Here is a 22,789-nt window from a genome sequence, read left to right as displayed (position 1 = left end):
CGCCGGGTGACCGCGAGGGGGGTGGGGGCCGCATGTCCGACCAGTGGATTCCTCCCGGCGTTCGTGCCGGGGCGCAGGAGTCGCCCGGGGCGTGCGACGTGGCACGCCGTGCCGTCGCGGCGCAGACCCTGCCGGATCTGGCCGGTCTGCTGCGCCAACTGCGCCGCCGCGAAGCACGGCAACAGGGCGAGACCCGGCTGACCTACCGGCAGTTGGCCGCGAAGACGGGCTGGTCACGCGGCATCATCGGGGAGTACTTCGCCGGCAACGTCCTGCCCCCGCCGGAGCGGTTCGACGCGCTCATCCGGTTGCTCGGCGCGAGCCCCACCGAGCAGGGCGTGCTGGCCACCGCGCGGGACCGGATCGAGGAGCGACGCCGACGTCCGACCGGTGACCACGCGACCGACGTACGGGCGGGCGCCGGGTCGGCGCGCCCCCAGGGCGGCGGCGCACGCGTCGCCGCGACGCCGAGCCGCCTCCCCGTACCCCGTCAACTGCCCCCGGCACTGCCCGGATTCGTCGGACGTACCGCCCAGCTCGCGCAGCTCGACGCCGCCTGTGCCAGTCCGGACGCCGCGGACGACGGCGGCCTGGCGCCGGCCGGGGTGGTGACCCTCTCCGGTACGGCCGGGGTCGGCAAGACCACCCTGGCGGTGCACTGGGCGCATCGCGTCGCCGACCGCTTCCCGGACGGTCAGCTCTACGTCGACCTGCGGGGATTCGACTCCACCGGCACGGTGGTGACGCCTGTCGAGGCGGTCCGGGGGTTTCTCGAGGCCCTCGAGGTACCGCCCGAACGGATCCCCACCCATCTGAGCGCGCAGGTGGGTCTGTACCGCAGCCTGCTCGCGGGCCGTCGGATGCTGGTGCTGCTGGACAACGCCCGCGACGCCGAGCAGGTCCGGCCGCTGCTGGCCGGCAGCCCGACCTGCCTGGTCCTGGTCACCAGCCGCAACCGCCTGTCCGGTCTGGTCGCCGCCGAGGGCGCCCGGCCGGTGGGGGTGGAGTTGCTCAGCGCCGCCGAGGCGTGGCAGCTGCTGGCCCGCCGACTCGGCGCGGACCGGCTGACCCTCGAGCCAGGGGCGGTGGACGAGATCATCGAGCGGTGCGCGCGGTTGCCGCTGGCGCTGGCGGTACTCGCCGCGCGGGGCGCGACGAATCCCGGGTTCCCCCTGGCCAGCCTCGCGGCCGAGCTGCGCGAGGCGCCTCGCCCGTTGGAATCGTTCGACGCCGGTGATGCCGGCACCGACGTGCAGGCCGTGTTCTCCTGGTCCTACCGGAGCCTGACGCCCCCGGCCGCACGGCTGTTCCGGCTGTTCGGCTGCCACCCGGGCCCGGACATCGGCGTGGCGGCGGCGGCCAGCCTGGCCGGGGTGCCCCGGGAGCAGGCGCCCCGACTGCTGGCGGAACTGGCCCACGCGCACCTCGTCACCGAGCACGCCCCCGGGCGGTTCAGCGCGCACGACCTGCTCCGGGCGTACGCCGTCCAGCAGGCCGAACGGTTCGAGCCGGCCGGCGCCCGACGGGCTGCGATCCGGCGCGGACTGGACCACTACCTGCACACCGCCCACGCGGCCGCGCTGCTGCTGCAACCGGGCCGGGATCCGGTCACCCTGGCCCCGGTCGCACCCGGTGTGCGGCCGGAGGAGATCGTCGACCACGGGCGGGCGCTCGCCTGGTTCACCACCGAGTACCCGGTGCTCCTGGCGGCGGTCGCGCACGCCCGGCACGTCGGGTTCGACGGCCACGCCTGGCAGCTGGCGTGGACGCTGGTGGACTTCCTGCAACGCCGGGGGCGCTGGCCCGACCTCGCCGACGCCCAGCGGACCGCCCTGGCCGGGGCCCGCCGGGCGGGCGACCGACTCGGGCAGGCCAACGCCCACCGGGACCTCGCCCGGGTGCTGTCCCGGCTGGGCCGGGTGGACGAGGCGGCGACCAACTACCGGGAGGCGCTGACGATCTTCGGGGCGTTGGGTGACCACACCGGGCAGGCGCGTACCCACCGGGCGTTCGGGGCGATGCTCGACGGTCTCGGCCGGCACGCCGAGGCGCTGGAGCACGGGCAGCGGGCGCTGGCGCTGTACCGCGACGCCGGCCACCTCGCCGGGGAGGCGAGCGCCCGCAACGCGGTCGGCTGGGCGCACGCCCAGCTCGGGCAGTACGCCCCGGCGCTCACGCACTGCGGGCAGGCGCTGACGTTGCTGCGCCGCACCGGTGACCGGCACGGTGAGGCGAACACCTGGGACAGCCTCGGCTTCATCCACGCCCGCCTGGGTGACCACGCCGAGGCGATCCGCTGCTACGGGCGCGCGCTCCGGCTCTACCGGCGGATCAGCGACCGGTACGACGAGGCGGACACCCTGTCCCGGCTCGGCGAGAGCCGGCAGGCGGCGGGGGACACCGTCGGCGCGGTCCGGACCTGGCGACGCGCCCTGCGCATCCTCGACGACCTCGGCCATCCCGACGCCGAGCGGGTCCGTGCCCTGCTGGCCGGGACCACGGTCGCGGAGGCCGGGCGGTGACGCTGGGCACACCGGCCCCGGCCGATCGAGGTACGCCGGTCGGCGCGCTGCCGGGCACTCCGTAGACTGGTACGGCACCGCCCGCCCGTCCGACGAAGGAGCCGTCCCGCGTGACCGTCCAGCCCATCCGTCTTTTTGGGGATCCGGTGCTGCGCACGCCGGCCGATCCGGTGGTCAATTTCGACGCCGAGCTACGTCGGCTCGTCGCCGACCTCACCGACACGATGCGGGAGCAGAACGGCGCCGGCCTGGCCGCGCCGCAGCTCGGCGTGAGCCTGCGGGTGTTCACCTTCGACGTCGACGACGTGCTCGGGCACCTGATCAACCCCGTGCTGGAGTTCCCCGACGAGGAGGAGCAGGACGGCCCGGAGGGCTGCCTGTCGATCCCCGGGCTCTACTTCGACACCAAGCGTCGGCAGAACGTCGTCGCCAAGGGCTTCAGCTCGTTCGGCGACCCGATGCAGATCGTCGGCAGCGGTCTGATGGCGCGCTGCGTGCAGCACGAGACCGACCACCTCGACGGCGTGCTCTTCCTGGACCGGCTGGACGCGCAGGGGCGCAAGGAGGCCATGAAGGCGATCCGCCAGGCCGAGTGGTACGACGGTTCGGCCCCGCCCACGGTCAAGCTGAGCCCGCACATCAGCGACCCCTTCGGTCTGGGTCGGTGACCCGGATGCGTGTGATCTTCGCCGGCACCCCGGCGGTGGCCGTACCGGCCCTGGCCGCCGTCGCGGCCTCCCGGCACGAGCTGGTCGCCGTCATCACCCGACCCGACGCGCCCGCCGGACGGGGGAGGGGCCTGTCCCGCTCCCCGGTCGGCGTGTGGGCCGACGAGCACGGCGTCGAGGTCCTCACGCCGGCCCGTCCCCGCGACCCGGAGTTCCTCGACCGGCTGCGCGCGCTCTCCCCGGACTGCGTGCCGGTGGTGGCCTACGGCGCGCTGGTGCCGCCGTCCGCGCTGGAGATCCCCCGTCACGGTTGGATCAACCTGCACTTCTCGCTGCTGCCGGCCTGGCGGGGTGCCGCGCCGGTGCAGCACGCGGTGCTGCACGGCGACGAGGTGACCGGGGCCAGCGTCTTCGAGCTGGAGCAGGGCCTGGACACCGGGCCCGTCTACGGCACCCTGACCGACGAGATCCGTCCCGGCGACACCTCCGGCGACCTGCTGGAGCGCCTCGCCGACAGTGGCGCGGGGCTGCTCGTGGCCGTGCTCGACGCGATCGCCGACGGCACCGCCCGCGCCGAGCCGCAGCCGGCCGACGGGGTGTCCCTCGCGCCGAAGCTGACCGTGGAGGACGCCCGGGTCCGCTGGTCCGACCCGGCCTTCGCGGTGGACCGGCGGATCCGCGCCTGCACCCCGGCGCCCGGCGCGTGGACGACCTTCCGCGACGAGCGGGTGAAGCTCGGTCCGGTCGTGACGGTGGCCGACGGCCCGGACCTGAAACCGGGGGAGTTGCTGGTGGAGAAGACCCGCGTATTGGCCGGCACGGCCACCGGGCCGGTGCGCCTCGGCGAGGTCCGCGCCGCGGGCAAGCGGGCCATGGCGGCCACCGACTGGGCGCGCGGCGTCCGCGTCAGCGCCGGCGAGGGACTCGCGTGACGGCCCCGGAGGGGACGCGTCCGTACCGGGGCGGTCCGTCGACCGGCCGTGGTGGCGACCGCCGGCCGGCGCGACCCCCGCTGGACCGGCCGCGCCGCGCGGCGTACGAGGCGGTGGCCGCCGTGCACCGCGACGACGCCTTCGCCAACCTGGTGCTGCCCACCATCCTGCGCGAGGAGGGGCTGTACGGCCGCGACGCCGCCTTCGCCACCGAGCTGACCTACGGCACGTTGCGTCACCTGGGCACGCTGGACGCGATCCTCAGCGACGCGGCCGGCCGGGACGTGGCCCGGATCGACCCGCCGGCACGCGACGCGTTGCGGATCGGGGCGTACCAGCTCCTGCACACGCGGGTGCCCCCGCACGCGGCCGTGTCGTCGACCGTGGACCTGGTCCGCTCGGTCGCGCCGGGCGCGGCCGGGTTCGCCAACGCGGTGCTGCGCGAGGTGTCGACCCGCGACATCGACGCGTGGGTGGCCAAGCTCGCCCCGCCCATGGAGACCGACCCGGTCGGGCATCTGGCGCTGGCGTACAGCCACCCGCAGTGGATCGTGCGGGCCTTCTCCGAGGCGCTCGGGGGTGACCTGGGCGAGACGGCCCGACTCCTGATCGAGGACAACGAGCGCCCCCCGGTGCACCTGTGTGCCCGGCCCGGGCTGATCGACCCGGTCGAGTTGGCCGACGAGGTCGGCGGAGCGCCCGGCGCCTTCTCGCCGTACGCCGTCTATCTGCCCGGCGGGGCGCCGGGCGACATCCCGGCGGTGGTCGACGGCCGCGCCCACGTCCAGGACGAGGGCTCCCAACTGGTGGCCACCGCGCTCGCCGACGCGCCGCTGGACGGCCCGGACGGGCGCTGGCTGGACCTGTGCGCCGGCCCCGGCGGAAAGGCCGGGCTGCTCGGCGCGATCGCCGCGCAGCGGGGTGCCCGCCTGACCGCCGTGGAGGTGGCCGAGCACCGGGCCCGGCTGGTGTCCCAGGCGACCCGGGGTCTGCCGGTCACCGTGCTCGCGATGGACGGTCGTGAGGTCGGCGCGGACCCGAAGCTGCCGGAGGGCCACTTCGACCGGGTGCTGGTGGACGCGCCGTGCACCGGGCTGGGCTCGCTGCGCCGGCGTCCCGAGTCGCGCTGGCGGCGGCAGCCGTCGGACCTGCCGCCGCTGACCCGGCTGCAACGCGAGCTGCTGGGCGCCGCGCTGCGGGCGGTTCGGCCGGGCGGGTTGGTCGCCTATGTGACCTGCTCGCCGCACACCGTGGAGACCCACGTGACGGTCACCGAGGCGGCCCGCCGCAGCGGTGTGGCGGTGGACTTCGTCGACGCCCGACCGTTGCTGCCGGCCGGTATGCCCGGCCTGGGTGACGGCCCCACCGTGCAGCTGTGGCCGCACCGGCACGGCACCGACGCGATGTTCCTCGCCGTCCTGCGCAAGGGCTGACCCCACACCGTTGTCCGGCCGCTCGGAACGTCGAGCGGCCGGAGCGGTGCGGGGTCAGGTGACCGGGAGGCCCTTGTCGCCGGCGTTGCGCATCGAGCGGGTCAGGTTCCGGTCGCTGATCCACAGGAAGCACTGCACCCCACGGTTGCCGTTCTTCCACTCCTGCTCGTACGGCTGGTAGTAGATCGTTCCGGCGCGGAAGTCGAGCTTGGAGTCGTCGGGCACCTTGGCGTACTTGGCGGTGACCGACTGGCACGCCCGGTGGGTGCGCTTGGTGGTGCGGTTGAACTCCGCGTAGCTGATGTCCGGGGCCCGCCAGATACCGACGAACTCGGCGTGGTGCTTCGCCGTGCAGGAGACCGGCACCATCGCCTCGATGTCGTCCTTGACCAGCTTCGGGTTGAAGCAGCGGTAGGCCAGTGGGGCCGCGCCGGCCAGCGCGCCGCGCAGACTGCCGGTGCGCAGGTCGACGGCGGTGTCGTCGATGCTGGCGATCTCGGTGACGTCGCAGCGGTACCAGCGGGCGCCGCCGGCCCAGGCGGGCGACGACGGCAGCACGACGCTCAGTCCCAGGCGTCCGGAGCGCCAGTCGCCGCCGACCGCCTTGGTGACCTCCTTCTCGCAGCCGGCCTGTGCGGCCCGCATGCCCTCGGAGCCCGGGGGTGGGGTGGTGCCGCGCTCCGCGCCGGGCCCGGTGAGCGTGCCGACGTGGATGGTCTCCACCCGGTGCGCCTCGCTGCACTCCATCGGGTTGTAGCCGCTGAGGAAGCCGACCTGCTGAAAGGAGTGGTGGCAGACGCCGGCCTCGGGAACGAACTGCTTCGCCGCCACGGGCGCCGGCCAGTCGTCGGTGAGGTTCCGGTCAACTCCGGTGGGCGTGCCGCAGCCGGTGAGGGCCAGGGCCAACGCCGCGCCCCCGGCAATCGCCGTCAACCACCGTCGCATCTTCGACCTCCCGCCGCCGGTGACCTCCGGTCGACCTCCAGCCGGCCGGTAACGCCACGGCGCAGCAGCATACGGCACCGTAGCTCAGATCGCGGGCAGTCCCTCGGGGCCGGCGCCGCGCATCGAACGGGTGAGTTTCCGGTCGTCGCTCCACAGGAAACAGCGCACCCCGCGGTCGCCCTCCTCCCACTCCCGTTGCGACGGTGGGTAGTAGATGGACCCGGCCCGGTACGGCAGCTCGCTGTTGTTGGGCACGGCCACGTACGTGGCGATCAGCGCCATGCAGCGCCGGTGCGCCTGCTCGCCAGAGCGGGTGAAGGCCGCCCAGCTCAGGTCCTTCTCCTCGTAGACGCCGACGAACTCGGCGCGGTGCGGCTCGGTGCAGAGCACCGGGGCCATGTAGTTGAGGTTGTCGCCGATCAGCTTGGGGTCGAAACAGCGGTGGGTCAGCGGGCTGTCGCCGATCAGCGCGCCACGCAGGCTGCCGACGCGGTTCACCGGGCGGGTGTTGTCGATGCTGTCGGTCTCGCTGAGGTCGCAGCGGAACCAGCGTGCGCCGCCGGTCCACGCCGGCGCCGTGGGCAGCGACAGCGTCAGGGTGAGCCGGGCCGTGTGCCAGTCGCCCCCGAGCACGTCCCGGGCCCGCTGGTCGCACTCGGCGCGGGCCGCGCGCAGCGCGGTCGAACCCGGGCCCGGCCGGGCGCCGGCCCGCGCGGCCGGCCCGGTGAACGTGCCGACGTGGATCGCCTCGGCGAGGTGGCTGCGGGCGCAGTCGACGGTTTCGTACGTGCTGGCCTGCACGACCGCGGTGATCCGGGGCAGGCAGGTGTCGGTGGCCGGGGTGAACGGTCGGGGAACCCGCAGTTCCGGCCAGTCGTCCGTGAGATCACCGTCCGCGCCGCGTGCCGGCGCGCAGCCGGCGAGCAGCGTCGTCGTGACGCCGACCAGCGCCAGCGCTGCAAGCCACCGTCGCATCGTCCGCCCTCCCGGGAGCTGGCGACCGGTCGCCGCGCCCCGTGGCGCGACCCCGGCGGGCGTGCAGCCTACGGCACCGTCCCGCTTGGAGTGTCGTCGCGTTTGGGTCGATCGGCCAGCCACTGATGTCTGTTCGTCCGGATTCGAGGATCCGGACCGGCTTATTCTGCACTACTGGTCACTGCTGGATCACAGCGTGTCGGAGTTGGTGCCGTGCTGCGGGCGGCGGGTGGCCGCGTTCGTACACTGGCCCCGTGACCGTACCGCCGCCAATCGTCGCGCCGAGCATCCTGGCCGCCGATTTCGCTCGCCTCGCCGAAGAGGTCCGTGCCGTCGAGGACGCCGCGGACTGGTTGCACGTGGACGTGATGGACAACCATTTCGTGCCCAACCTGACCATCGGGCTGCCCGTGGTGCAGAGCCTGCGGGCCGCCACCACGATGCCGTTCGACGTGCACCTGATGATCGACGATCCGCGTCGGTGGGCCCCGGGGTACGCCGACGCCGGGGCGTACAACGTCACGTTCCACGCCGAGGCGGCCGACGACCCGGTGGCCCTGGCCAAGGACCTGCGTTCGGCCGGCGCGAAGGCCGGACTGGCCATCGACCGGGACACCCCGATCGAGCCGTACCTGGACCTGCTGCCCAGCTTCGACACCCTGTTGATCATGACGATCAAGGCGGGCTTCGGCGGGCAGCGGTTCATCCCGCAGTTGTTGGACAAGGTCCGTGCCGCCCGCCGACACGTGAACGCCGGGCACCTGGAGCTGCGCATCGAGGTGGACGGCGGGATCGCCGCCGACACCATCGAGCAGGCGGCCGCGGCCGGCGCCGACGCGTTCGTGGCCGGCACCGCCGTCTACGGCGCCGCCGACCCGGCGGAGGCGGTACGGCACCTGCGGGCGCTGGCGGAACGCGCGGCGCCCGAGGCCTGAGATGGAGCCCGAGGCCGACCGCAAGGACGTCATCCTCGTCGTCGACGACGACGAGGACATCGCCCGGTTCGTCGAGTTCAACCTGCGGTTGCACGGCTTCGACGTGATCCACGCCAGCGACGGTCAGGAGGCCCTGGAGGTCATCGAGCGCCAGCGGCCCGACCTCGCCGTGGTCGACCTCATGATGCCCCGCATCGACGGGCTGGAGCTGACCCGGCGGCTGCGTGCCGACCCGATGACCTCCGCCCTGCCGGTGATCATGCTGACTGCCAAGGGGATGACCGTGGACAAGGTCCACGGGCTCAGCGCGGGTGCCGACGACTACCTGGTCAAGCCGTTCGACACCGCCGAGCTGGTGGCCCGGGTCTCCTCGACGCTGCGGCGCAACAAGGAGTTCCGGGAGGTGTCCCCGCTCACCGGACTGCCCGGCAACAGCCGCATCCGGCGGGAGATCAGCGATCGGGTCCGGCAGGGGGTGGACTACGCGGTCGGCTACATCGACATCGACCGGTTCAAGAGCGTCAACGACCGGTACGGCTTCGTCCGGGGCGACGACTTCATCTCCGCCCTGGCCCGCAGCCTGCACCGGGCCGTGGTGGCGGTGGGGCTGCCGCCGGCCTTCCTCGGCCACGTCGGCGGCGACGACTTCGTGATCGTCTGCGCGCCCGACCAGGTCCGTCCGCTCACCTCCCGGGCGGTGGTCGACTTCGAGAAGTCCGCCGACACGCTCTACGACGCGAACGACCGTGAGCGCGGCTTCGTCGAGCTGAAGGACCGGCGCGGCAACATCCGCCGGGCGGCCCTGGTCACGCTCTCGATCGGCGTCTCGCTGTCCGACGCCGGCAAGCGGTTCACCGACCCGCTCGAAGCCATCGCGGTGGCCTCGGAGATGAAGACGGTCGCCAAGAGCCAACCGGGGTCGTACGTCGCCGTGGACCGGCGGCGCGGCGTCACCTGACGCGTGATCCCGCTGTGAAGTAGCTCGCCTGGATAACGACACGCCGGGTTCGGCGTGTAAGACTGCGAAGTACCCACCACGCGCTGGCGGGACTCGGTGAAATTCCGAACCGGCGGTGATCCACGGTCCAACCGTGGTCAGCCCGCGACCCGGACGGCTCTGCCGCCCGGTGGACCTGGTGAAAATCCGGGGCCGACGGTTGGGGGCGGCTCGTCCGCGCCCAGACAGTCCGGATGGGAGACAGCGCGCGGGACGGACGGGTCTTCAGCCGGCCGCTGGCTTCAGCGTGCCGTGCCGCCCATCCGGGTCGGCTGTGCCGTACCCGGAATCCGCCGCCGCCTGCCTGCGGTCCATACCGCCTCCCTGACCGCCCGCGCGATGAGGCGAGTGAGAGGGCAGGACAGGGCGATGGCCAGCGTCTCCGTCGACGAGGCGATGCGGCGTGCGATCGAGTTGGCGGCGCGCGGGCTGGGCACCACCAGCCCCAACCCGGTGGTCGGGTGCGTGCTGCTCGACGCGGACGGCCAGGTTGTAGGCGAGGGCTTCCACGCGTACGCGGGCGGACCGCACGCCGAGATCGTCGCGCTGGCCCAGGCCGGCCGGCTGGCCAAGGGCGGCACGGCGGTCGTCACTCTGGAACCCTGCGACCACACCGGCCGCACCGGCCCCTGTAGCACCGCGCTGGTCCAGGCCGGCGTGGCCCGGGTGGTCATCGCCGTACCCGACCCGAACCCGGTGGCCTCCGGCGGCGCCGCCACGTTGCGCACCGCCGGGGTCCAGGTGGACCTGGGAGTACGCGGCGAGGAGGCCGAGGCCGGCAACGTGGCCTGGCTGACCTCGATGCGCCGGGGCTGGCCGTACGTCATCTGGAAGTACGCCGCCACCCTCGACGGCCGGTCCGCCGCCGCGGACGGCACCAGCATGTGGATCACCTCGGAGGCGGCCCGGATCGACGTGCACGCGCTGCGCGGCACCGTCGACGCGGTCATCGCCGGGGTGGGCACTGTGCTCGCCGACGATCCGCGCCTGACCGCCCGCAACCTGCGCGACGGCAGCCTGGCCATCCGGCAGCCGCTGCGGGTGGTGGTGGACAGCTCGGGGCGTACCCCGGAGGGCGCCCGGGTCCGCGACGGCGCCGCGCGGACGTGGATCGCGACCGCCGCCGAGGTCGGCGCGGGCAAGGACGGCCGGGTCGACCTGCCGGCGCTGCTCGCGGCGCTGCACCAGCGCGGCGTCCGCGCGGTGCTGCTCGAGGGTGGGCCCCGGCTGGCCGGCGCGTTTCTGGCCGCCGGCCTGGTGGACAAGATCGTCGGGTACGTCGCGCCGCGGCTGCTCGGCGCCGGCCCCACCGCCCTGGTCGACGCGGGAGTGACGACCATCGCTGAGGCCATCGATCTGGAGCTCGTCGACGTTACGCAGGTCGGTCCGGATCTCCGGATCACCGCTTTGCCCCGAAAGAGGGAGGGCTGACATGTTCACCGGCATTGTCGAGGAATTGGGCGAGATCGTGCGCGTCACGGCCACGGCGGGTGATTCCGCGCTGATCGCCGTACGGGGCCCGCTCGTCACCTCCGACGCCCGGCACGGTGATTCCATCGCCGTCAACGGTGTCTGCCTGACCGTGGTGGACGCGGCGGAAGGCGTCTTCACCGCCGACGTCATGGGCGAGACCCTGCGCCGCTCCGCGCTGGGCGCGCTGCACGCGGGCGACCCGGTCAACCTGGAGCGGGCCGCCGCGCTGGGCAGCCGCCTCGGTGGGCACCTCGTGCAGGGTCACGTCGACGGTGTCGGCGAGCTGATCTCCCGCGAACCGGCCGAGCAGTGGGAGACCGTGCGGTTCCGGCTCCCCGCCGACCTGTCGCGGTACGTGGTGGAGAAGGGCTCGATCACGATCGACGGCGTGTCGCTGACCGTGGCGGCCGTCGGCGTCGACGAATTCGCCGTCGGGCTCATCCCGACCACCCTCAAGCTGACCACCCTCGGCGCTAAAGGCGTCGGTGACCCGGTCAACCTCGAGGTCGACGTGGTGGCCAAGTACGTCGAGCGGCTGCTGGGCAGCCGGCTCACCGAGACCGGCGAGGTGGCCTGATGAGCGCCATCGGCTGGCTCCTCGACGCCCAGGTGCAGGTGGCCGGCTCGCCGGTGCTGGTCCGGGAGATCGTCGGCAACGCGTTCGGCCTGATCTCGGCGCTGCTCGGGCTGCGCCGGCTGGTCTGGGCGTGGCCGGTTGGCATGATCGGGAACGCGCTGCTGTTCACCGTCTTCCTCGGCGGCGTGTTCACCACCCCGCAGGCCCACGACCTGTACGGGCAGGCCGGCCGGCAGGTCTTCTTCTTCGCGGTGAGCGTCTACGGCTGGTGGCGCTGGCAGCGCAACCGTCGGGCCGACGCCCAGCACGCCGCGGTGCTGCCGCGCTGGGCCACCGGCCGGGAACGGCTCGCCCTGCTGCTGGCCGCCGTCGTCGGCACCGCCGCGGCGTACCCGCTGCTCACGGCGCTGGGCTCCTGGGGTCCGCTGCCGGACGCCTGGATCCTCACCGGCAGCCTGCTCGCCACCTACGGCATGGCCCGCGGCTGGGTCGAGTTCTGGCTGGTGTGGATCGCGGTGGACGCCGTCGGCGTGCCGCTGCTGCTGCGCGGCGGGTTCTACCCGTCGGCGGTCATGTACCTGATCTACGGCGCCCTCTGCGCCTGGGGCTTCGCCGCCTGGTGGCACACATCGCGCGCCACCCGCCCGGCCGCCGCGCTCCCGCCCACCTACACGGAGGCCGTCGCATGAGCTTCGCTGACATCGAGCAGGCGATCGCCGAGGTCGCGGCCGGACGGCCGGTCGTCGTGGTCGACGACGCCGACCGGGAGAACGAGGGCGACCTGATCTTCGCGGCCGAGCTGGCCACGCCGGAGCTGATGGCGTTCATGGTGCGCTACACCTCGGGGTACGTCTGCGTGCCGTTGACCGAGAGCGAGGCGGACCGGCTCGACCTGCCGCCCATGCACCACACCAACCAGGACCGGCGTGGCACCGCGTACACGGTGACCGTCGACGCCCGGGAGGGGGTCAGCACCGGCATCTCAGCGGCCGACCGCGCGCACACCATCCGACTGCTCGCCGACGCGGCCACCGACCCGACGGACCTGGCGCGTCCCGGGCACGTGGTGCCGCTGCGCGCCCGCGAGGGTGGGGTGCTGCGCCGGCCCGGGCACACCGAGGCCGCGATCGACCTGACCCGGCTCGCCGGGCTGCGTCCGGCGGGTGTGCTCTGCGAGCTGGTCAACGACGACGGCACCATGATGCGGTTGCCGGACCTGGAGAAGTTCGCTGCCGAACACGGTCTCGTGCTGATCACCATCGCCGACCTGATCGCCTACCGGCGGCGTACCGAGAAGCAGGTCGAGATGGTGGCCGAGGCCCGGATGCCCACCCGGCACGGGGTGTTCCGCGCGCTGGGCTACCGCGCCGAGCACGACCCGGCCGAGCACGTCGCCATGGTCATCGGAGACCTCGGCGACGGCCGGGACGTGCTGGTCCGGGTGCACTCCGAGTGCCTCACCGGGGACGTGTTCGGCTCGCTGCGCTGCGACTGCGGGCCGCAGTTGGACGCCGCGCTGGCCCGGGTCGCCCACGAGGGCCGGGGTGTGGTGCTCTACATGCGCGGCCACGAGGGGCGCGGCATCGGGCTGCTGCACAAGCTCCAGGCGTACCAGTTGCAGGACCAGGGCCGCGACACCGTCGACGCCAACCTCGACCTGGGCCTGCCGGCCGACGCCCGCGACTACGGCACCGGCGCGCAGATCCTCTACGACCTGGGCGTGCGCTCGATGCGACTGCTCACCAACAACCCGGCCAAACGGGCCGGGCTGGAGGGTTACGGGCTCACCATCACCGGCCGCGAGGGCCTGCCGGCCGGCGCGCACCCGGAGAACCTGCGCTACCTGCGCACCAAGCGGGACCGGATGGGTCACCTGCTGGACGAGTTGGACGAGGTGTCCGAGGCGCCGCTGGGGCGTCCGGTCGCCAACGACGAGATCGGAGCATGACGATGGCGGGTTTCGGTGAGCCGGGAGTCGACGCGGTGGACGCCGCGGGACTGACCGTCGGCGTGGTGGCCGCGCGCTGGCACGGCGACCTGACCGACCACATGCTGGAGCGCGCGGTCGCCGCCGCCGAGGCGTGCGGCGCGCGATCCGTGGTCGCCCGCGTCGCCGGCTCGGTCGAGCTGCCCGTCGTCGCCCAGGCCCTCGCCCGCCGCTGCGACGTGGTGGTCGCGCTCGGCGTGGTCGTGCGGGGCGCGACCGCCCACTTCGACTACGTGTGCCGATCGGTCACCGACGGGCTGACGCGGGTGGCGCTGGACGAGGGCAAGCCGGTCGCGCACGGTGTGCTCACCGTGGAGACCATCGAGCAGGCCCGGGACCGCGCCGGGCTGCCCGGCTCGGCGGAGGACAAGGGCTGGGCGGCGACCGTCGCGGCGCTCGACGCCGCGCTGGCCGTGCGGACGGTGGCGGCGGGCAACGCGCAGCGGGTCGGCTTCGCCGGCTGACCCGCTCGGCCCGTCCCCGGTGGCGACCGGGCCTGGTGGCGGCCGTCCGGTCTCAGAGCCGGCCGGGCCGGCGGCGGCCGTTCGGTCTCAGAGCCGGCCGGCCTCGATGATCCGGCGGAGGAACTGTCGGGTACGGGGCTGCGCCGGCTCGCCGAGCACCTGCTCCGGCGGGCCGCTCTCGACCACGCGCCCCGCGTCGAGGAAGCACACCTCGTCGGCGACCTCCCGGGCGAAGCCCATCTCGTGGGTGGCCAGCACCATGGTCATCCCGTCCGCCTTCAGATCCCGGATCATCGTCAGCACCTCGCCCACGAGTTCCGGGTCCAGCGCCGAGGTGACCTCGTCGAGCAGCATCAGCCGAGGCGAGTTCGCCAGTGCCCGGACGATCGCCACCCGCTGCTGCTGCCCGCCGGAAAGGGCGTCCGGGTAGGCGTGCGCCTTCGCGCCCAGACCCACCCGGTCGAGCAGGTCACGGGCCTGGGCCTCGGCCTCCGTGCGGGCCCGCCGGTGTACGCGCCGGGGCGCGAGAGTGATGTTGTCCAGCACGCTCAGGTGCGGAAACAGGTTGTACGCCTGGAACACCATGCCGATCCGCCGGCGTACCCGGTCGGGGTCGACCCGCGGGTCGGAGATGTCCTCCCCGTCCAGCTCGATCGTGCCGTCGTCCAGCTCGTCGAGGAGGTTCACGCAGCGCAGGAGCGTGGACTTGCCCGACCCGGACGCCCCGATCAGCGCCACCACCCGGTGCTCGGCGACCGTCAGGTCGAGCCCGTCCAGCACGACGTGGCCGGCGAACTCCTTGCGCAGCCCCCGGCAGCGCAGCAGCGTCATGGTCAGCCTCCCGACTGGCGGCGGGCCGAGCGCAGCGTCACCCAGTCGGTGACCGCGATCAGCGGGATCGCGAGCAGCACGAACAGCACGCCCGCCACGATGTACGGCGTGTAGTTGAACGTCTGGGCGGTGGCGATCTGGGCGGCCCGGACCGCGTCGATCGGACCGGCGAGCGAGACCAGCCCGACATCCTTCTGCAGAGCCACCACGTCGTTGAGCAGCGGTGGTGCCACCCGCCGGACGGCCTGCGGCAGCACCACGTGCCGCATCGTCTGCCGGTAGGTCAGGCCGAGTGACCGCGCCGCCGCGAGTTGGCTGGGATGCACCGACTCGATGCCGGCCCGGAACACCTCGGCGAGGTAGCCGCCGTAGGTGAGCACCAGCGCCAGCCCGCCCAGCACCAGCACCGACGGCATGCCCCGCAGCCGCAACCCGGGCACGCCGAGGGTGAGCAGGTAGAGCACGATGATCAGCGGTAGGCCGCGGAACGTGTAGGTGTAGCCGGCGGCCAGCGCCCGCACCGGGAAGAAGATCGGGCCGCGCAGCGTCCGCAGCACGGCGATCACCAGCCCGAGCAGCAGGGCCCCGGCCGCGCAGCAGACCAGCAGCCGTACGTTGAGCCAGAGCCCGTCCAGCACGGCCGGCAGCGCGTCGGCGGCGATCCCCGGGTCCAGGAACGACTCCCGTACCCGGTCCCAGCCCGGCGCGCCGGTCACCGCGACGACCAGCAACGTGCCCAGCGCCGCCGTGGAGGAGGCCGCGACCAGCACGCTGTAGACGGTCTGTCGACGCCGGTACGCCGTTCGCCGCGCCTGGGCCGCCGAGGGGGTGTGCTCCCGTGGCGCTGCGGCGGGGGTGGTTTCCCGCGGCGTCACGTCAGCTCGGCCGCGCCCGCCACCTGCGCGAGCCACTTCTGCTCCAGCTCCTTCAGCGTGCCGGCCTCGCTGAGCTGACCGACCGCTCCGCTCACACAGCGGGTCAGCGGCGAGTTCTTGTCCAGCAGCAGCCCGAACACCTCCGGCACGCCGACCCGCGGCACCTGGCCGACGATCACCGCGTCGGTGACCTCCGCGCCGGTGATGTAGAAGGCCGTCGGCAGATCCACCACGAGACCGTCGATCTGGCCGTTCTGCAGGGCCTTCTTGGCGTCGTCGTTGCTGTTGTAGACCTGCGGCTTCACGGTGGGCTTGATGACGTCGGTGATCGCCTGGTAGCTGGTCGTACCGACCTGGGCCCCGAGCTTGGCACCCTTCAGGTCGGCCACGGTCTTCTTGCCGGCGATCTTCGACGACTTGAGCGCGATGACCGTCTGCCGCACCAGGTAGTACGGCGCGGAGAAGTCCACCGCCTGCTTGCGCTCCTCGGTGACCGAGAACTGGTTGATGTCGAAGTCGAAGGTCTTCGCCCCGGGCGCGATCGCGGTGTCGAACTTCACCCGCGTCCAGGTGACGTCCCCCCGCGCGTAGCCCAGCTTCTCGGCCACGGCGTACGCGACGGCGGCCTCGAAGCCCTCGCCGCTCTCTGGCTTGTCCTGCCGGAACCACGGCTCGTACGCCGGCTGGTCGGTGGCGATGGTGAGCTTGCCCGGCGTACGGGTGGGCAGGCTGTCCTTGACGCAGGACGGCGCGGCGGTGACGGTGGGGGTCGGTTCGTCCTGCGGCGCGCAGGCGGCGACGGCGCCGACGACGGCGCCGACGAGGGTGAGCGCGAGAAGACGCGAGCGGCTGGCCATGGCGGACAGCGTAAAGCTCCACGGGCATCGATCGAAGATCTTCCCACCGTGACGATAGGGAATTGTCCGCCTGCTGGGTTCGGCCGGACCCGGACGTCCGGTGGCGGCCCGGCGGCTGGAAGAATCGTTCCCCGTGAAGACGTTCGAGGAGTTGTTCGCCGAGCTGCAGGCCAAGGCCGCCGCCGGCACCCCGGGCTCGGGCACCGTCGCCGCTCTGGACAAGGGTGTGCACTTCATCGGCAAGAAGGTCGTCGAGGAGGCGGCCGAGTCGTGGATGGCCGCCGAGCACGAGGGGCCCCAGCGCACCGCCGAGGAGATCTCCCAACTGCTCTACCAGGTCCAGGTGCTGATGCTCGCCAGCGGTCTCGAGCTCAAGGACGTCTACCGACATCTGTGAGTGCGCCCCGTCGTTGATCAGACCCGATCGAAGGAGCACTCCGTCATGCTGCGTGTCGCCATCCCCAACAAGGGCACCCTGGCCGAGCCGGCCGCCCAGATGCTGCGCGAGGCGGGCTACCGCCAGCGCACCGACCCCAAGGACCTCGTCTGCCGGGACGAGGCCAACGACGTCGAATTCTTCTACCTGCGTCCCAAGGACATCGCCACCTACGTCGGCTCCGGTGATCTCGACCTCGGCATCACCGGCCGTGACCTGCTGATCGACTCGGCCGCGCCCGCCGAGGAGGTCGTCGACCTCGCCTTCGGTCGGGCCACCTTCCGGTTTGCCGCCCGCCCCGACGACATCGACTCCGTCCAGGAGTTGGGCGGGCACAAGATCGCCACCGCGTACCCGGGGCTGGTGGAGCGGCACCTCGACGAGGCGGGCGTCAAGGCCGAGGTGATCCGCCTCGACGGCGCGGTGGAGAACGCCGTACGCCTCGGGGTGGCCGACGTGATCGCGGACGTGGTGGAGACCGGGGCGACGCTGCGTCAGGCGGGCCTCGTCGTGTTCGGCGAGCCGCTGCTGCGCTCGTCGGCGGTGCTGGTGCGCCGCGCCGGCGCGCCGGCCCACACGCAGGCCGAGCAGCTCCTGCGCCGCCTGCACGGCGTGCTGGTGGCCCGCCGTTACGTGATGCTCGCCTACGACGTGCCGGCCGGTCTGCTGGACCGGGCCAGCGGGTTGACCCCCGGCATCGAGTCGCCCACGGTCTCGCCGTTGCACCGCGAGGGCTGGGTGGCCGTGCAGGCCATGGTGCTCAGCGACGACGTGCACCGGATCATGGACGAGCTGTACGACCTGGGCGCCCGTGCCATCCTGGTCACCAACATCCACGCCTGCCGCCTCTGACGGCTGGTTGATCCACCCGACATCGCGAAAGTGGGGGTGTCCGCCCGCGCGGGTCACCCCCACTTCGCCGACCTCGGGTGCATCACCGCTGTCCTGCGCCGGTGCGGTGCACGGAGGTCCGCCCGGCGCGACGGCGTCCGGCTTCCCGGAGGCAAGATCACGCTCGATCCAGGATGTAGTGGCGTCAACCCACCACCGATACCACTACATCGTGGATCGAGCACGATCTTGCGGCGGCGGGTGGCGCCTCGGCGGGTGGTGCGCGGGTGGGGCGGACGTGAGTGGCAGACTGGGGGAGTGAGTGACACCGAGCTGGTCCGCCTCAAGCCCCGCCGCATCCGGGTGGTGTGCTGGTCCGCGGCGATCGTGCTGGTGGTGGTGTTCGCCCTGGTCGCCACCTCGCTGACCGGGCCGACCGGCGACGGGTACGGCAGCTTCCAGCGCGGTGACCAGATCGCCATGATCGGCCTCGGCATCTTCGGGGCACTGGGCTTCCTGCTGTTCACCCGCCCGCGCATCGAAGCGGACGAGCGGCGCATCCGGGTGCGTAACGTGATCAGCTCCTACGAGCTGCCCTGGGAGGTCGTCCGGGGTGTCCGCTTCGATCGCGGGGCGCCCTGGGCCAGCCTGGAACTGCACGACGACGACCTGCTGCCCTTGATCGCGCTCCAGGCCGCCGACAAGGAGTTGGCCGTCGACGGGGTGCGCGCCCTGCGCCGGCTACACGAGGCCCACCAGGCCCGCCTCGCCGAACGTGCCGTCGGCAGCTAAGCACCCGCCCACCACCTCCCGCCTGCCTCCCCGACGCGATCCCCACGCCAGCTCGCTGACTCGGTGCGGTGATCAAGAGGTTCGCGTCACGTGGCACGGCGTGTCGTGACGCAAACCTCTTGATCACCCCGCACATCACCCTCGCGTGCCCCGGCCACGTTTCTCGGGACCGCGCCGCCCGTATGCCCCACGCCGAGGCAGCAACTTCCCCGAAACTGCTGCCTCCCAGCGGCCAGATGCGGCAACTTCCCTGAAAGTGCGCGGATCTTGAGGCCCGTCGAGCCCCCAGCGAGCGCCGACGCGGGCGATGGCCTCGCCGGCCGAACGAGCCCGCCGGCCGAACGAGCCCGCCGGCCGAACGAGCCCGCCGGCCGAACGAGCCCGCCGGCCGAACGAGCCCGCCGGCCGCACGGTCCGCCGCCCACGCGGCACCATCGGCGGCGCGACCGCAGGTCGTGCCCGGTTTGGGGGTGAGCGGGGCGGCGGTGTAGTGTTGTCGAGTCGACCAGGCTGTCTCCGCATGCGAGCAGACAGCCTTGAAAGCGGAGCGCCTGCTCCCACCCGAGTCGCCGCTTCGGTGGCCGGGTCCGGTCACCGGTTCCGGGCATGTCCCGGTCTCGGATGCGCGATCCTGTGATCGTGCCGACCGGTCGAGCGGGCCCTGGCATACGCCGGGGCCTTCTGTTTTCCCAAGTCGGGTCCCATCCGGGAGCCGCCGGGGTCGGCACCTGAGCAGAAACGACTCGAGGAGGCCCCATCAGCGTCGAACCACGCGTGAACGAGCAGATCCGGGCACGTGAGGTCCGACTGGTCGGCCCAGAGGGTGAGCAGGTGGGCATTGTCCCGCTGGAGCGCGCCCTTCAGCTGGCCGCGGACGTCGATCTGGACCTGGTCGAGGTTGCGCCGATGGCGCGCCCGCCGGTGTGCAAGCTCATGGACTTCGGCAAGTTCAAGTACGAGAGCGCACTGAAGGCGCGCGAAGCGCGGCGTAACCAGCAGCAGACCGTCATCAAGGAAATGAAGCTTCGGCCGAAGATCGACCCGCACGACTACGAGACCAAGAAGGGTCACGTGGTGCGGTTCCTCAAGGCGGGCGACAAGGTCAAGGTGACGATCATGTTCCGCGGTCGCGAGCAGAGCCGCCCGGAGCTGGGTTACCGGCTCCTGCGCCGGCTCGAGTCCGAGATCACGGATCTGGGATACGTCGAAGCCGCTCCCAAGCAGGACGGCCGAAACATGATCATGGTTCTCGCTCCGCACCGGGCCGTCAAGGCCTCCGCGGTCGCCGCCACGGCGTCGCGCGGTGGTCCTCGGGACCGGGTCGGGGACGAGTCCGCCGCTCCGGCAGCCGATGAGACCGCGGCGGTCGGCGAGACCGCAGCAGCCGGCGACACCGGCACCGCCGCCACCAGCGGCGAGTAACAGGGGAGAAGACGTTCCACATGCCGAAGATGAAGAGCCACACGGGTATGGGTAAGCGGGTCAAGCTGACCGGCAAGGGCAAGGTCGTTGCCCAGCAGGCCGGCCTGCGCCACAACCTGGAGAAGAAGCCCTCCACCCAGACCCGCCGGCTGACCGGCACGGTCGTGCTGGCCAAGGCCGACGTCAAGCGCATCAAGAAGCTGCTCGGCCGCTGACGCGCGCCACCTTTACGTAAGAAGGAGTTGAGATGGCACGCGTCAAGCGGGCTGTAAACGCCCAGAAGAAGCGTCGTACCCTGCTGGAGACCGCGAGTGGTTACCGCGGCCAGCGCTCCCGGCTGTACCGCAAGGCCAAGGAGCAGGTGCTGCACTCGATGCAGTACGCCTACCGGGACCGTCGTGACCGCAAGGGCGACTTCCGGCAGCTGTGGATCCAGCGGATCAACGCGGGCGCCCGGGCCAACGGGATGACCTACAACCGCCTGATCCAGGGCCTGCGTCTGGCCGGCATCGAGGTCGACCGCAAGATCCTGGCCGACATGGCTGTCAACGACGCCGCCTCGTTCGCGGCGATCGTCGAGCTGGCCCGGGCCGCGGTCACGGCCGAGGGCACCGGCGGCGCGGCGGCTCAGGCCGCCTGATCCCCACGCACCAGAGAGAGGCGTCTCCCGCGTCGGCACCGCCGTCCGGGGGGCGCCTCGATCGTGCCGAAGGAGCAAACCCCATGGCCTTCACCCCGCGTACCCCCAGGGTTGTCGCCGCCCGCCGACTGCAACGCCGCCGGGACCGCGACACGGCCGGCCGGTTCCTGGCCGAGGGTCCGCAGGCGGTCCGCGAGGCCCTGGCGCGGCCGGGGGTGGTCACCGAGCTTTTTGGTACGACCACCGCGCTGGACCGGTACCCGGAGCTGGCCGCCACGGCGGCCCGGGCCGACGTGCCGGTCTCCGAGGTGACCGACGACGCCCTCGCGGCCCTGGCCGAGACGGTCGCCCCGCAGGGGCTCGTCGCCGTCTGCCGGCACCTGGACGTGCCGCTGGAGCAGGCCCTCGCGGGTGCTCCCCGGCTGGTGGCGGTGCTCGCCGAGATCCGTGACCCCGGTAACGCCGGCACCGTGCTGCGCACCGCCGACGCGGCCGGCGCGAGCGCGGTGATCTTCGCCGGCGACGCCGTCGACCCGTACAACGGCAAGTGTGTCCGCGCCTCCGCCGGCAGCCTGTTCCACGTCGACGTGGTCCGCGCGCCCGATCCGGTCGCGGTGGTCGACGCGCTGCGCGCCGCCGGGCTGTCGATCTTCGCCACCACGGGGTACGGCGACGACGACCTGGACGACCTGACCGACTACGGCCGGCTCGTCGGGCCCACCGCCTGGCTGTTCGGTTCCGAGGCGCACGGGCTGCCCGAGGCGTTGACCGCCGCGGCCGACGCCCGGGTGCGGGTGCCGCTGTACGGGCGCGCGGAGAGCCTGAACCTGGCTGCCGCGGCGGCCGTCTGCCTGTACGCTTCAGCGAGAGCACAGCGCTGAGGTGACCCTCGGCGCGACTGACAGCAGGGGAGAGCGTCCGTCCATGAACGCGCCACGGCGTTCGTTTAGCCAGCCCGCCGGTGTCGGCGGGCGGCGGGCCTGACCTGCTCCCTGCGCAACTCCTACCGGCGGGCTGCGGCACAGCCGCGCGTCCGTAGACTCGCTTCGCCGCCCCGATGACGGGCTGGCGCCGCCGTGAGGGAGTGCCCGTACGCCATGAGCTACCGCAACGATCCGTACGACCCGAAGCAGGTTGCCCTGCTCGACCCGGCCGCCCTGGCCGAGGCCGTCGCCGACGCCACGAAGGCGTTCGACGCCGCCGCCGATCCGGACGCGCTGACCGCGCTGCGCCCCGCCCACCTCGGTGACCGGTCTCCGGTGTCCCTCGCGCGCCGGGAGATCGGCGCGTTGCCGCCGGCGGCGAAGTCCGACGCTGGCAAGCGGGTCAACGAGGCCCGCCGGGCGATCGAGTCCGCGTACGCCGAGCGCGCCGAGGTGGTGGAGCGCGAGCAGGCCGCGCGGGTGCTCGTTGAGGAGCGGGTGGACGTCACCCTGCCGTACGCCCGGCGTCCCCGTGGTGCCCGGCACCCGCTGAGCACGCTGATGGAGTCGATCAGCGACCTGTTCGTCGGGATGGGCTACGAGGTGGCCGAGGGCCCCGAGGTCGACCTGGAGTGGGTCAACTTCGACGCGTTGAACATCCCCGCCGACCACCCGGCGCGCGGTCTGATGGACACGTTCCACATCGCGCCGGAGGGCTCGGGCCTCGTTCTACGAACCCACACCTCGACGGTGCAGACCCGCACCATGCTCAGCCGCAAGCCGCCGATCTACGTGATCGTCCCCGGCCGGGTCTACCGCACCGACGAGATCGACGCCACCCACAGCCCGGTGTTCCACCAGGCCGAAGGCCTCGTGGTCGACAAGGGCATCACGATGGCGCACCTGCGGGGCACCCTCGACCACTTCGCGCGGGCGATGTTCGGCCCCGAGGCGAAGACCCGGTGGCGGCCGCACTACTTCCCGTTCACCGAGCCGTCGGCGGAGTTCGACGTGTGGTTCCCGGAGCACCGCGACGGTCCGCAGTGGGTCGAGTGGGGTGGCTGCGGGATGGTCAACCCCCGGGTGCTGCGCGCCTGCGGGGTCGACCCGGAGGTCTACTCCGGCTTCGCCTTCGGCATGGGCATCGACCGGACCCTGATGGTCCGGCACGGGGTCAGCGACATCCGCCATCTCTTCGAGGGCGACGTGCGGTTCAGCCGCGCGCTCGGGACCGGGGCGTAGGGCGATGCGGGTACGAGACACGGGAACGGTGG

24 protein-coding genes and 1 riboswitch are annotated in these 22,789 nt (G+C 72.8%); of the genes, 19 read left to right on the top strand and 5 right to left on the bottom strand.

The annotated features are described in order from the left end of the window. Positions 1-32: 32 nt before the first annotated feature. The 4 genes from ACIA3K_RS18100 (at position 33) to ACIA3K_RS18085 (ending at position 5,555) form a co-directional block, all read left to right on the top strand. Positions 33-2,522 (top strand): ATP-binding protein, encoded by a 2,490-nt coding sequence (locus tag ACIA3K_RS18100; protein ID WP_396802317.1) that lies wholly within the window; start codon positions 33-35, stop codon positions 2,520-2,522. Between the two features lie 110 nt (positions 2,523-2,632). After that, the gene (gene def / locus ACIA3K_RS18095; RefSeq protein WP_355243190.1) at positions 2,633-3,190 is read left to right on the top strand and encodes a peptide deformylase; all 558 of its coding nucleotides are present in this window, start codon (positions 2,633-2,635) and stop codon (positions 3,188-3,190) included. A gap of 5 nt (positions 3,191-3,195) precedes the next feature. After that, positions 3,196-4,122, top strand: a complete 927-nt coding sequence (fmt, locus tag ACIA3K_RS18090; RefSeq protein ID WP_396802315.1) for a methionyl-tRNA formyltransferase — start codon at positions 3,196-3,198, stop codon at positions 4,120-4,122. Then, the gene (locus ACIA3K_RS18085; RefSeq protein ID WP_396802519.1) at positions 4,077-5,555 is read left to right on the top strand and encodes an RsmB/NOP family class I SAM-dependent RNA methyltransferase; all 1,479 of its coding nucleotides are present in this window, start codon (positions 4,077-4,079) and stop codon (positions 5,553-5,555) included. Before fmt ends, ACIA3K_RS18085 begins: the two co-directional genes overlap by 46 nt. Before the next feature lie 54 nt (positions 5,556-5,609). On the opposite strand, the gene ACIA3K_RS18080 is transcribed toward ACIA3K_RS18085, so the two are convergent. Together ACIA3K_RS18080 and ACIA3K_RS18075 are read right to left on the bottom strand one after the other, a co-directional pair. Next, entirely contained in the window at positions 5,610-6,500 is an 891-nt protein-coding gene (locus ACIA3K_RS18080) for a septum formation family protein (RefSeq protein ID WP_396802314.1), read from the bottom strand. An 84-nt stretch (positions 6,501-6,584) separates the two neighbouring features. Beyond that, on the bottom strand, positions 6,585-7,475 hold the full coding sequence (locus ACIA3K_RS18075) for a septum formation family protein (RefSeq protein ID WP_396802313.1): 891 nt from the start codon (positions 7,473-7,475) through the stop codon (positions 6,585-6,587). Positions 7,476-7,729: 254 nt separating this feature from the next. Here ACIA3K_RS18075 and rpe point away from each other — a divergent pair, with 254 nt between their 5' ends. The 7 genes from rpe to ribH all read left to right on the top strand — a co-directional run bounded on the left by rpe (position 7,730) and on the right by ribH (position 13,908). Next, complete coding sequence (gene rpe, locus ACIA3K_RS18070; protein WP_396802311.1) at positions 7,730-8,410, top strand: ribulose-phosphate 3-epimerase; 681 nt, start codon at positions 7,730-7,732, stop codon at positions 8,408-8,410. Position 8,411: 1 nt separating this feature from the next. Beyond that, positions 8,412-9,368, top strand: coding sequence for a response regulator (locus ACIA3K_RS18065; protein WP_355053099.1), 957 nt, complete (start codon positions 8,412-8,414; stop codon positions 9,366-9,368). A 78-nt stretch (positions 9,369-9,446) separates the two neighbouring features. Continuing rightward, positions 9,447-9,617, top strand: a riboswitch (FMN riboswitch). Between the two features lie 159 nt (positions 9,618-9,776). Continuing rightward, complete coding sequence (gene ribD, locus ACIA3K_RS18060; RefSeq protein WP_396802310.1) at positions 9,777-10,838, top strand: bifunctional diaminohydroxyphosphoribosylaminopyrimidine deaminase/5-amino-6-(5-phosphoribosylamino)uracil reductase RibD; 1,062 nt, start codon at positions 9,777-9,779, stop codon at positions 10,836-10,838. A 1-nt stretch (position 10,839) separates the two neighbouring features. Continuing rightward, positions 10,840-11,457: a riboflavin synthase gene (locus ACIA3K_RS18055; RefSeq protein WP_396802309.1), complete on the top strand. Its 618-nt coding sequence runs from the start codon at positions 10,840-10,842 to the stop codon at positions 11,455-11,457. Beyond that, on the top strand, positions 11,457-12,146 hold the full coding sequence (gene pnuC / locus ACIA3K_RS18050) for a nicotinamide riboside transporter PnuC (protein ID WP_396802308.1): 690 nt from the start codon (positions 11,457-11,459) through the stop codon (positions 12,144-12,146). The genes ACIA3K_RS18055 and pnuC overlap by 1 nt, the downstream gene beginning before the upstream one ends. After that, complete coding sequence (locus ACIA3K_RS18045) at positions 12,143-13,405, top strand: bifunctional 3,4-dihydroxy-2-butanone-4-phosphate synthase/GTP cyclohydrolase II (protein WP_396802307.1); 1,263 nt, start codon at positions 12,143-12,145, stop codon at positions 13,403-13,405. The genes pnuC and ACIA3K_RS18045 overlap by 4 nt, the downstream gene beginning before the upstream one ends. A 2-nt stretch (positions 13,406-13,407) precedes the next feature. Then, positions 13,408-13,908, top strand: a complete 501-nt coding sequence (gene ribH / locus ACIA3K_RS18040) for a 6,7-dimethyl-8-ribityllumazine synthase (RefSeq protein WP_355053145.1) — start codon at positions 13,408-13,410, stop codon at positions 13,906-13,908. 87 nt (positions 13,909-13,995) lie between these two features. Here the strand turns inward: ribH and ACIA3K_RS18035 are convergent, their stop codons facing one another. The 3 genes from ACIA3K_RS18035 to ACIA3K_RS18025 are packed head-to-tail and all read right to left on the bottom strand — an operon-like array spanning position 13,996 to position 16,471. Then, a complete protein-coding gene (locus ACIA3K_RS18035; RefSeq protein ID WP_396802306.1) occupies positions 13,996-14,739 on the bottom strand; it encodes an amino acid ABC transporter ATP-binding protein in 744 nt (247 codons plus the stop codon). 2 nt (positions 14,740-14,741) lie between these two features. Beyond that, a complete protein-coding gene (locus ACIA3K_RS18030; protein ID WP_396802304.1) occupies positions 14,742-15,614 on the bottom strand; it encodes an amino acid ABC transporter permease in 873 nt (290 codons plus the stop codon). Then, complete coding sequence (locus tag ACIA3K_RS18025) at positions 15,611-16,471, bottom strand: ABC transporter substrate-binding protein (RefSeq protein ID WP_396802302.1); 861 nt, start codon at positions 16,469-16,471, stop codon at positions 15,611-15,613. The genes ACIA3K_RS18030 and ACIA3K_RS18025 overlap by 4 nt, the downstream gene beginning before the upstream one ends. Positions 16,472-16,604: 133 nt before the next feature. Here ACIA3K_RS18025 and ACIA3K_RS18020 point away from each other — a divergent pair, with 133 nt between their 5' ends. From ACIA3K_RS18020 to pheS, 8 genes are all read left to right on the top strand, one after another. Then, complete coding sequence (locus ACIA3K_RS18020) at positions 16,605-16,868, top strand: phosphoribosyl-ATP diphosphatase (RefSeq protein ID WP_089016570.1); 264 nt, start codon at positions 16,605-16,607, stop codon at positions 16,866-16,868. 45 nt (positions 16,869-16,913) lie between these two features. Further along, positions 16,914-17,759: an ATP phosphoribosyltransferase gene (gene hisG, locus ACIA3K_RS18015; RefSeq protein WP_357133389.1), complete on the top strand. Its 846-nt coding sequence runs from the start codon at positions 16,914-16,916 to the stop codon at positions 17,757-17,759. 297 nt (positions 17,760-18,056) lie between these two features. Continuing rightward, entirely contained in the window at positions 18,057-18,530 is a 474-nt protein-coding gene (locus ACIA3K_RS18010) for a PH domain-containing protein (RefSeq protein ID WP_396802300.1), read from the top strand. A gap of 774 nt (positions 18,531-19,304) precedes the next feature. After that, on the top strand, positions 19,305-19,952 hold the full coding sequence (gene infC, locus ACIA3K_RS18005) for a translation initiation factor IF-3 (RefSeq protein ID WP_355053109.1): 648 nt from the start codon (positions 19,305-19,307) through the stop codon (positions 19,950-19,952). A gap of 20 nt (positions 19,953-19,972) precedes the next feature. Next, the gene (gene rpmI / locus ACIA3K_RS18000; protein ID WP_355053110.1) at positions 19,973-20,167 is read left to right on the top strand and encodes a 50S ribosomal protein L35; all 195 of its coding nucleotides are present in this window, start codon (positions 19,973-19,975) and stop codon (positions 20,165-20,167) included. A gap of 32 nt (positions 20,168-20,199) precedes the next feature. Further along, the gene (rplT, locus tag ACIA3K_RS17995; RefSeq protein ID WP_007458417.1) at positions 20,200-20,592 is read left to right on the top strand and encodes a 50S ribosomal protein L20; all 393 of its coding nucleotides are present in this window, start codon (positions 20,200-20,202) and stop codon (positions 20,590-20,592) included. Between the two features lie 83 nt (positions 20,593-20,675). Next, positions 20,676-21,473: a TrmH family RNA methyltransferase gene (locus ACIA3K_RS17990; protein ID WP_396802298.1), complete on the top strand. Its 798-nt coding sequence runs from the start codon at positions 20,676-20,678 to the stop codon at positions 21,471-21,473. A 216-nt stretch (positions 21,474-21,689) separates the two neighbouring features. Continuing rightward, positions 21,690-22,757 (top strand): phenylalanine--tRNA ligase subunit alpha, encoded by a 1,068-nt coding sequence (gene pheS, locus ACIA3K_RS17985; protein WP_355053112.1) that lies wholly within the window; start codon positions 21,690-21,692, stop codon positions 22,755-22,757. Positions 22,758-22,789 lie beyond the last annotated feature (32 nt).

The organism is Micromonospora sp. NPDC051543 (genome assembly GCF_044454415.1).
GTDB lineage: Bacteria > Actinomycetota > Actinomycetes > Mycobacteriales > Micromonosporaceae > Micromonospora.
The sequence above is the reverse complement of the archived record's forward strand: the minus strand, read 5'-3'. Positions and strand labels throughout refer to the sequence as shown.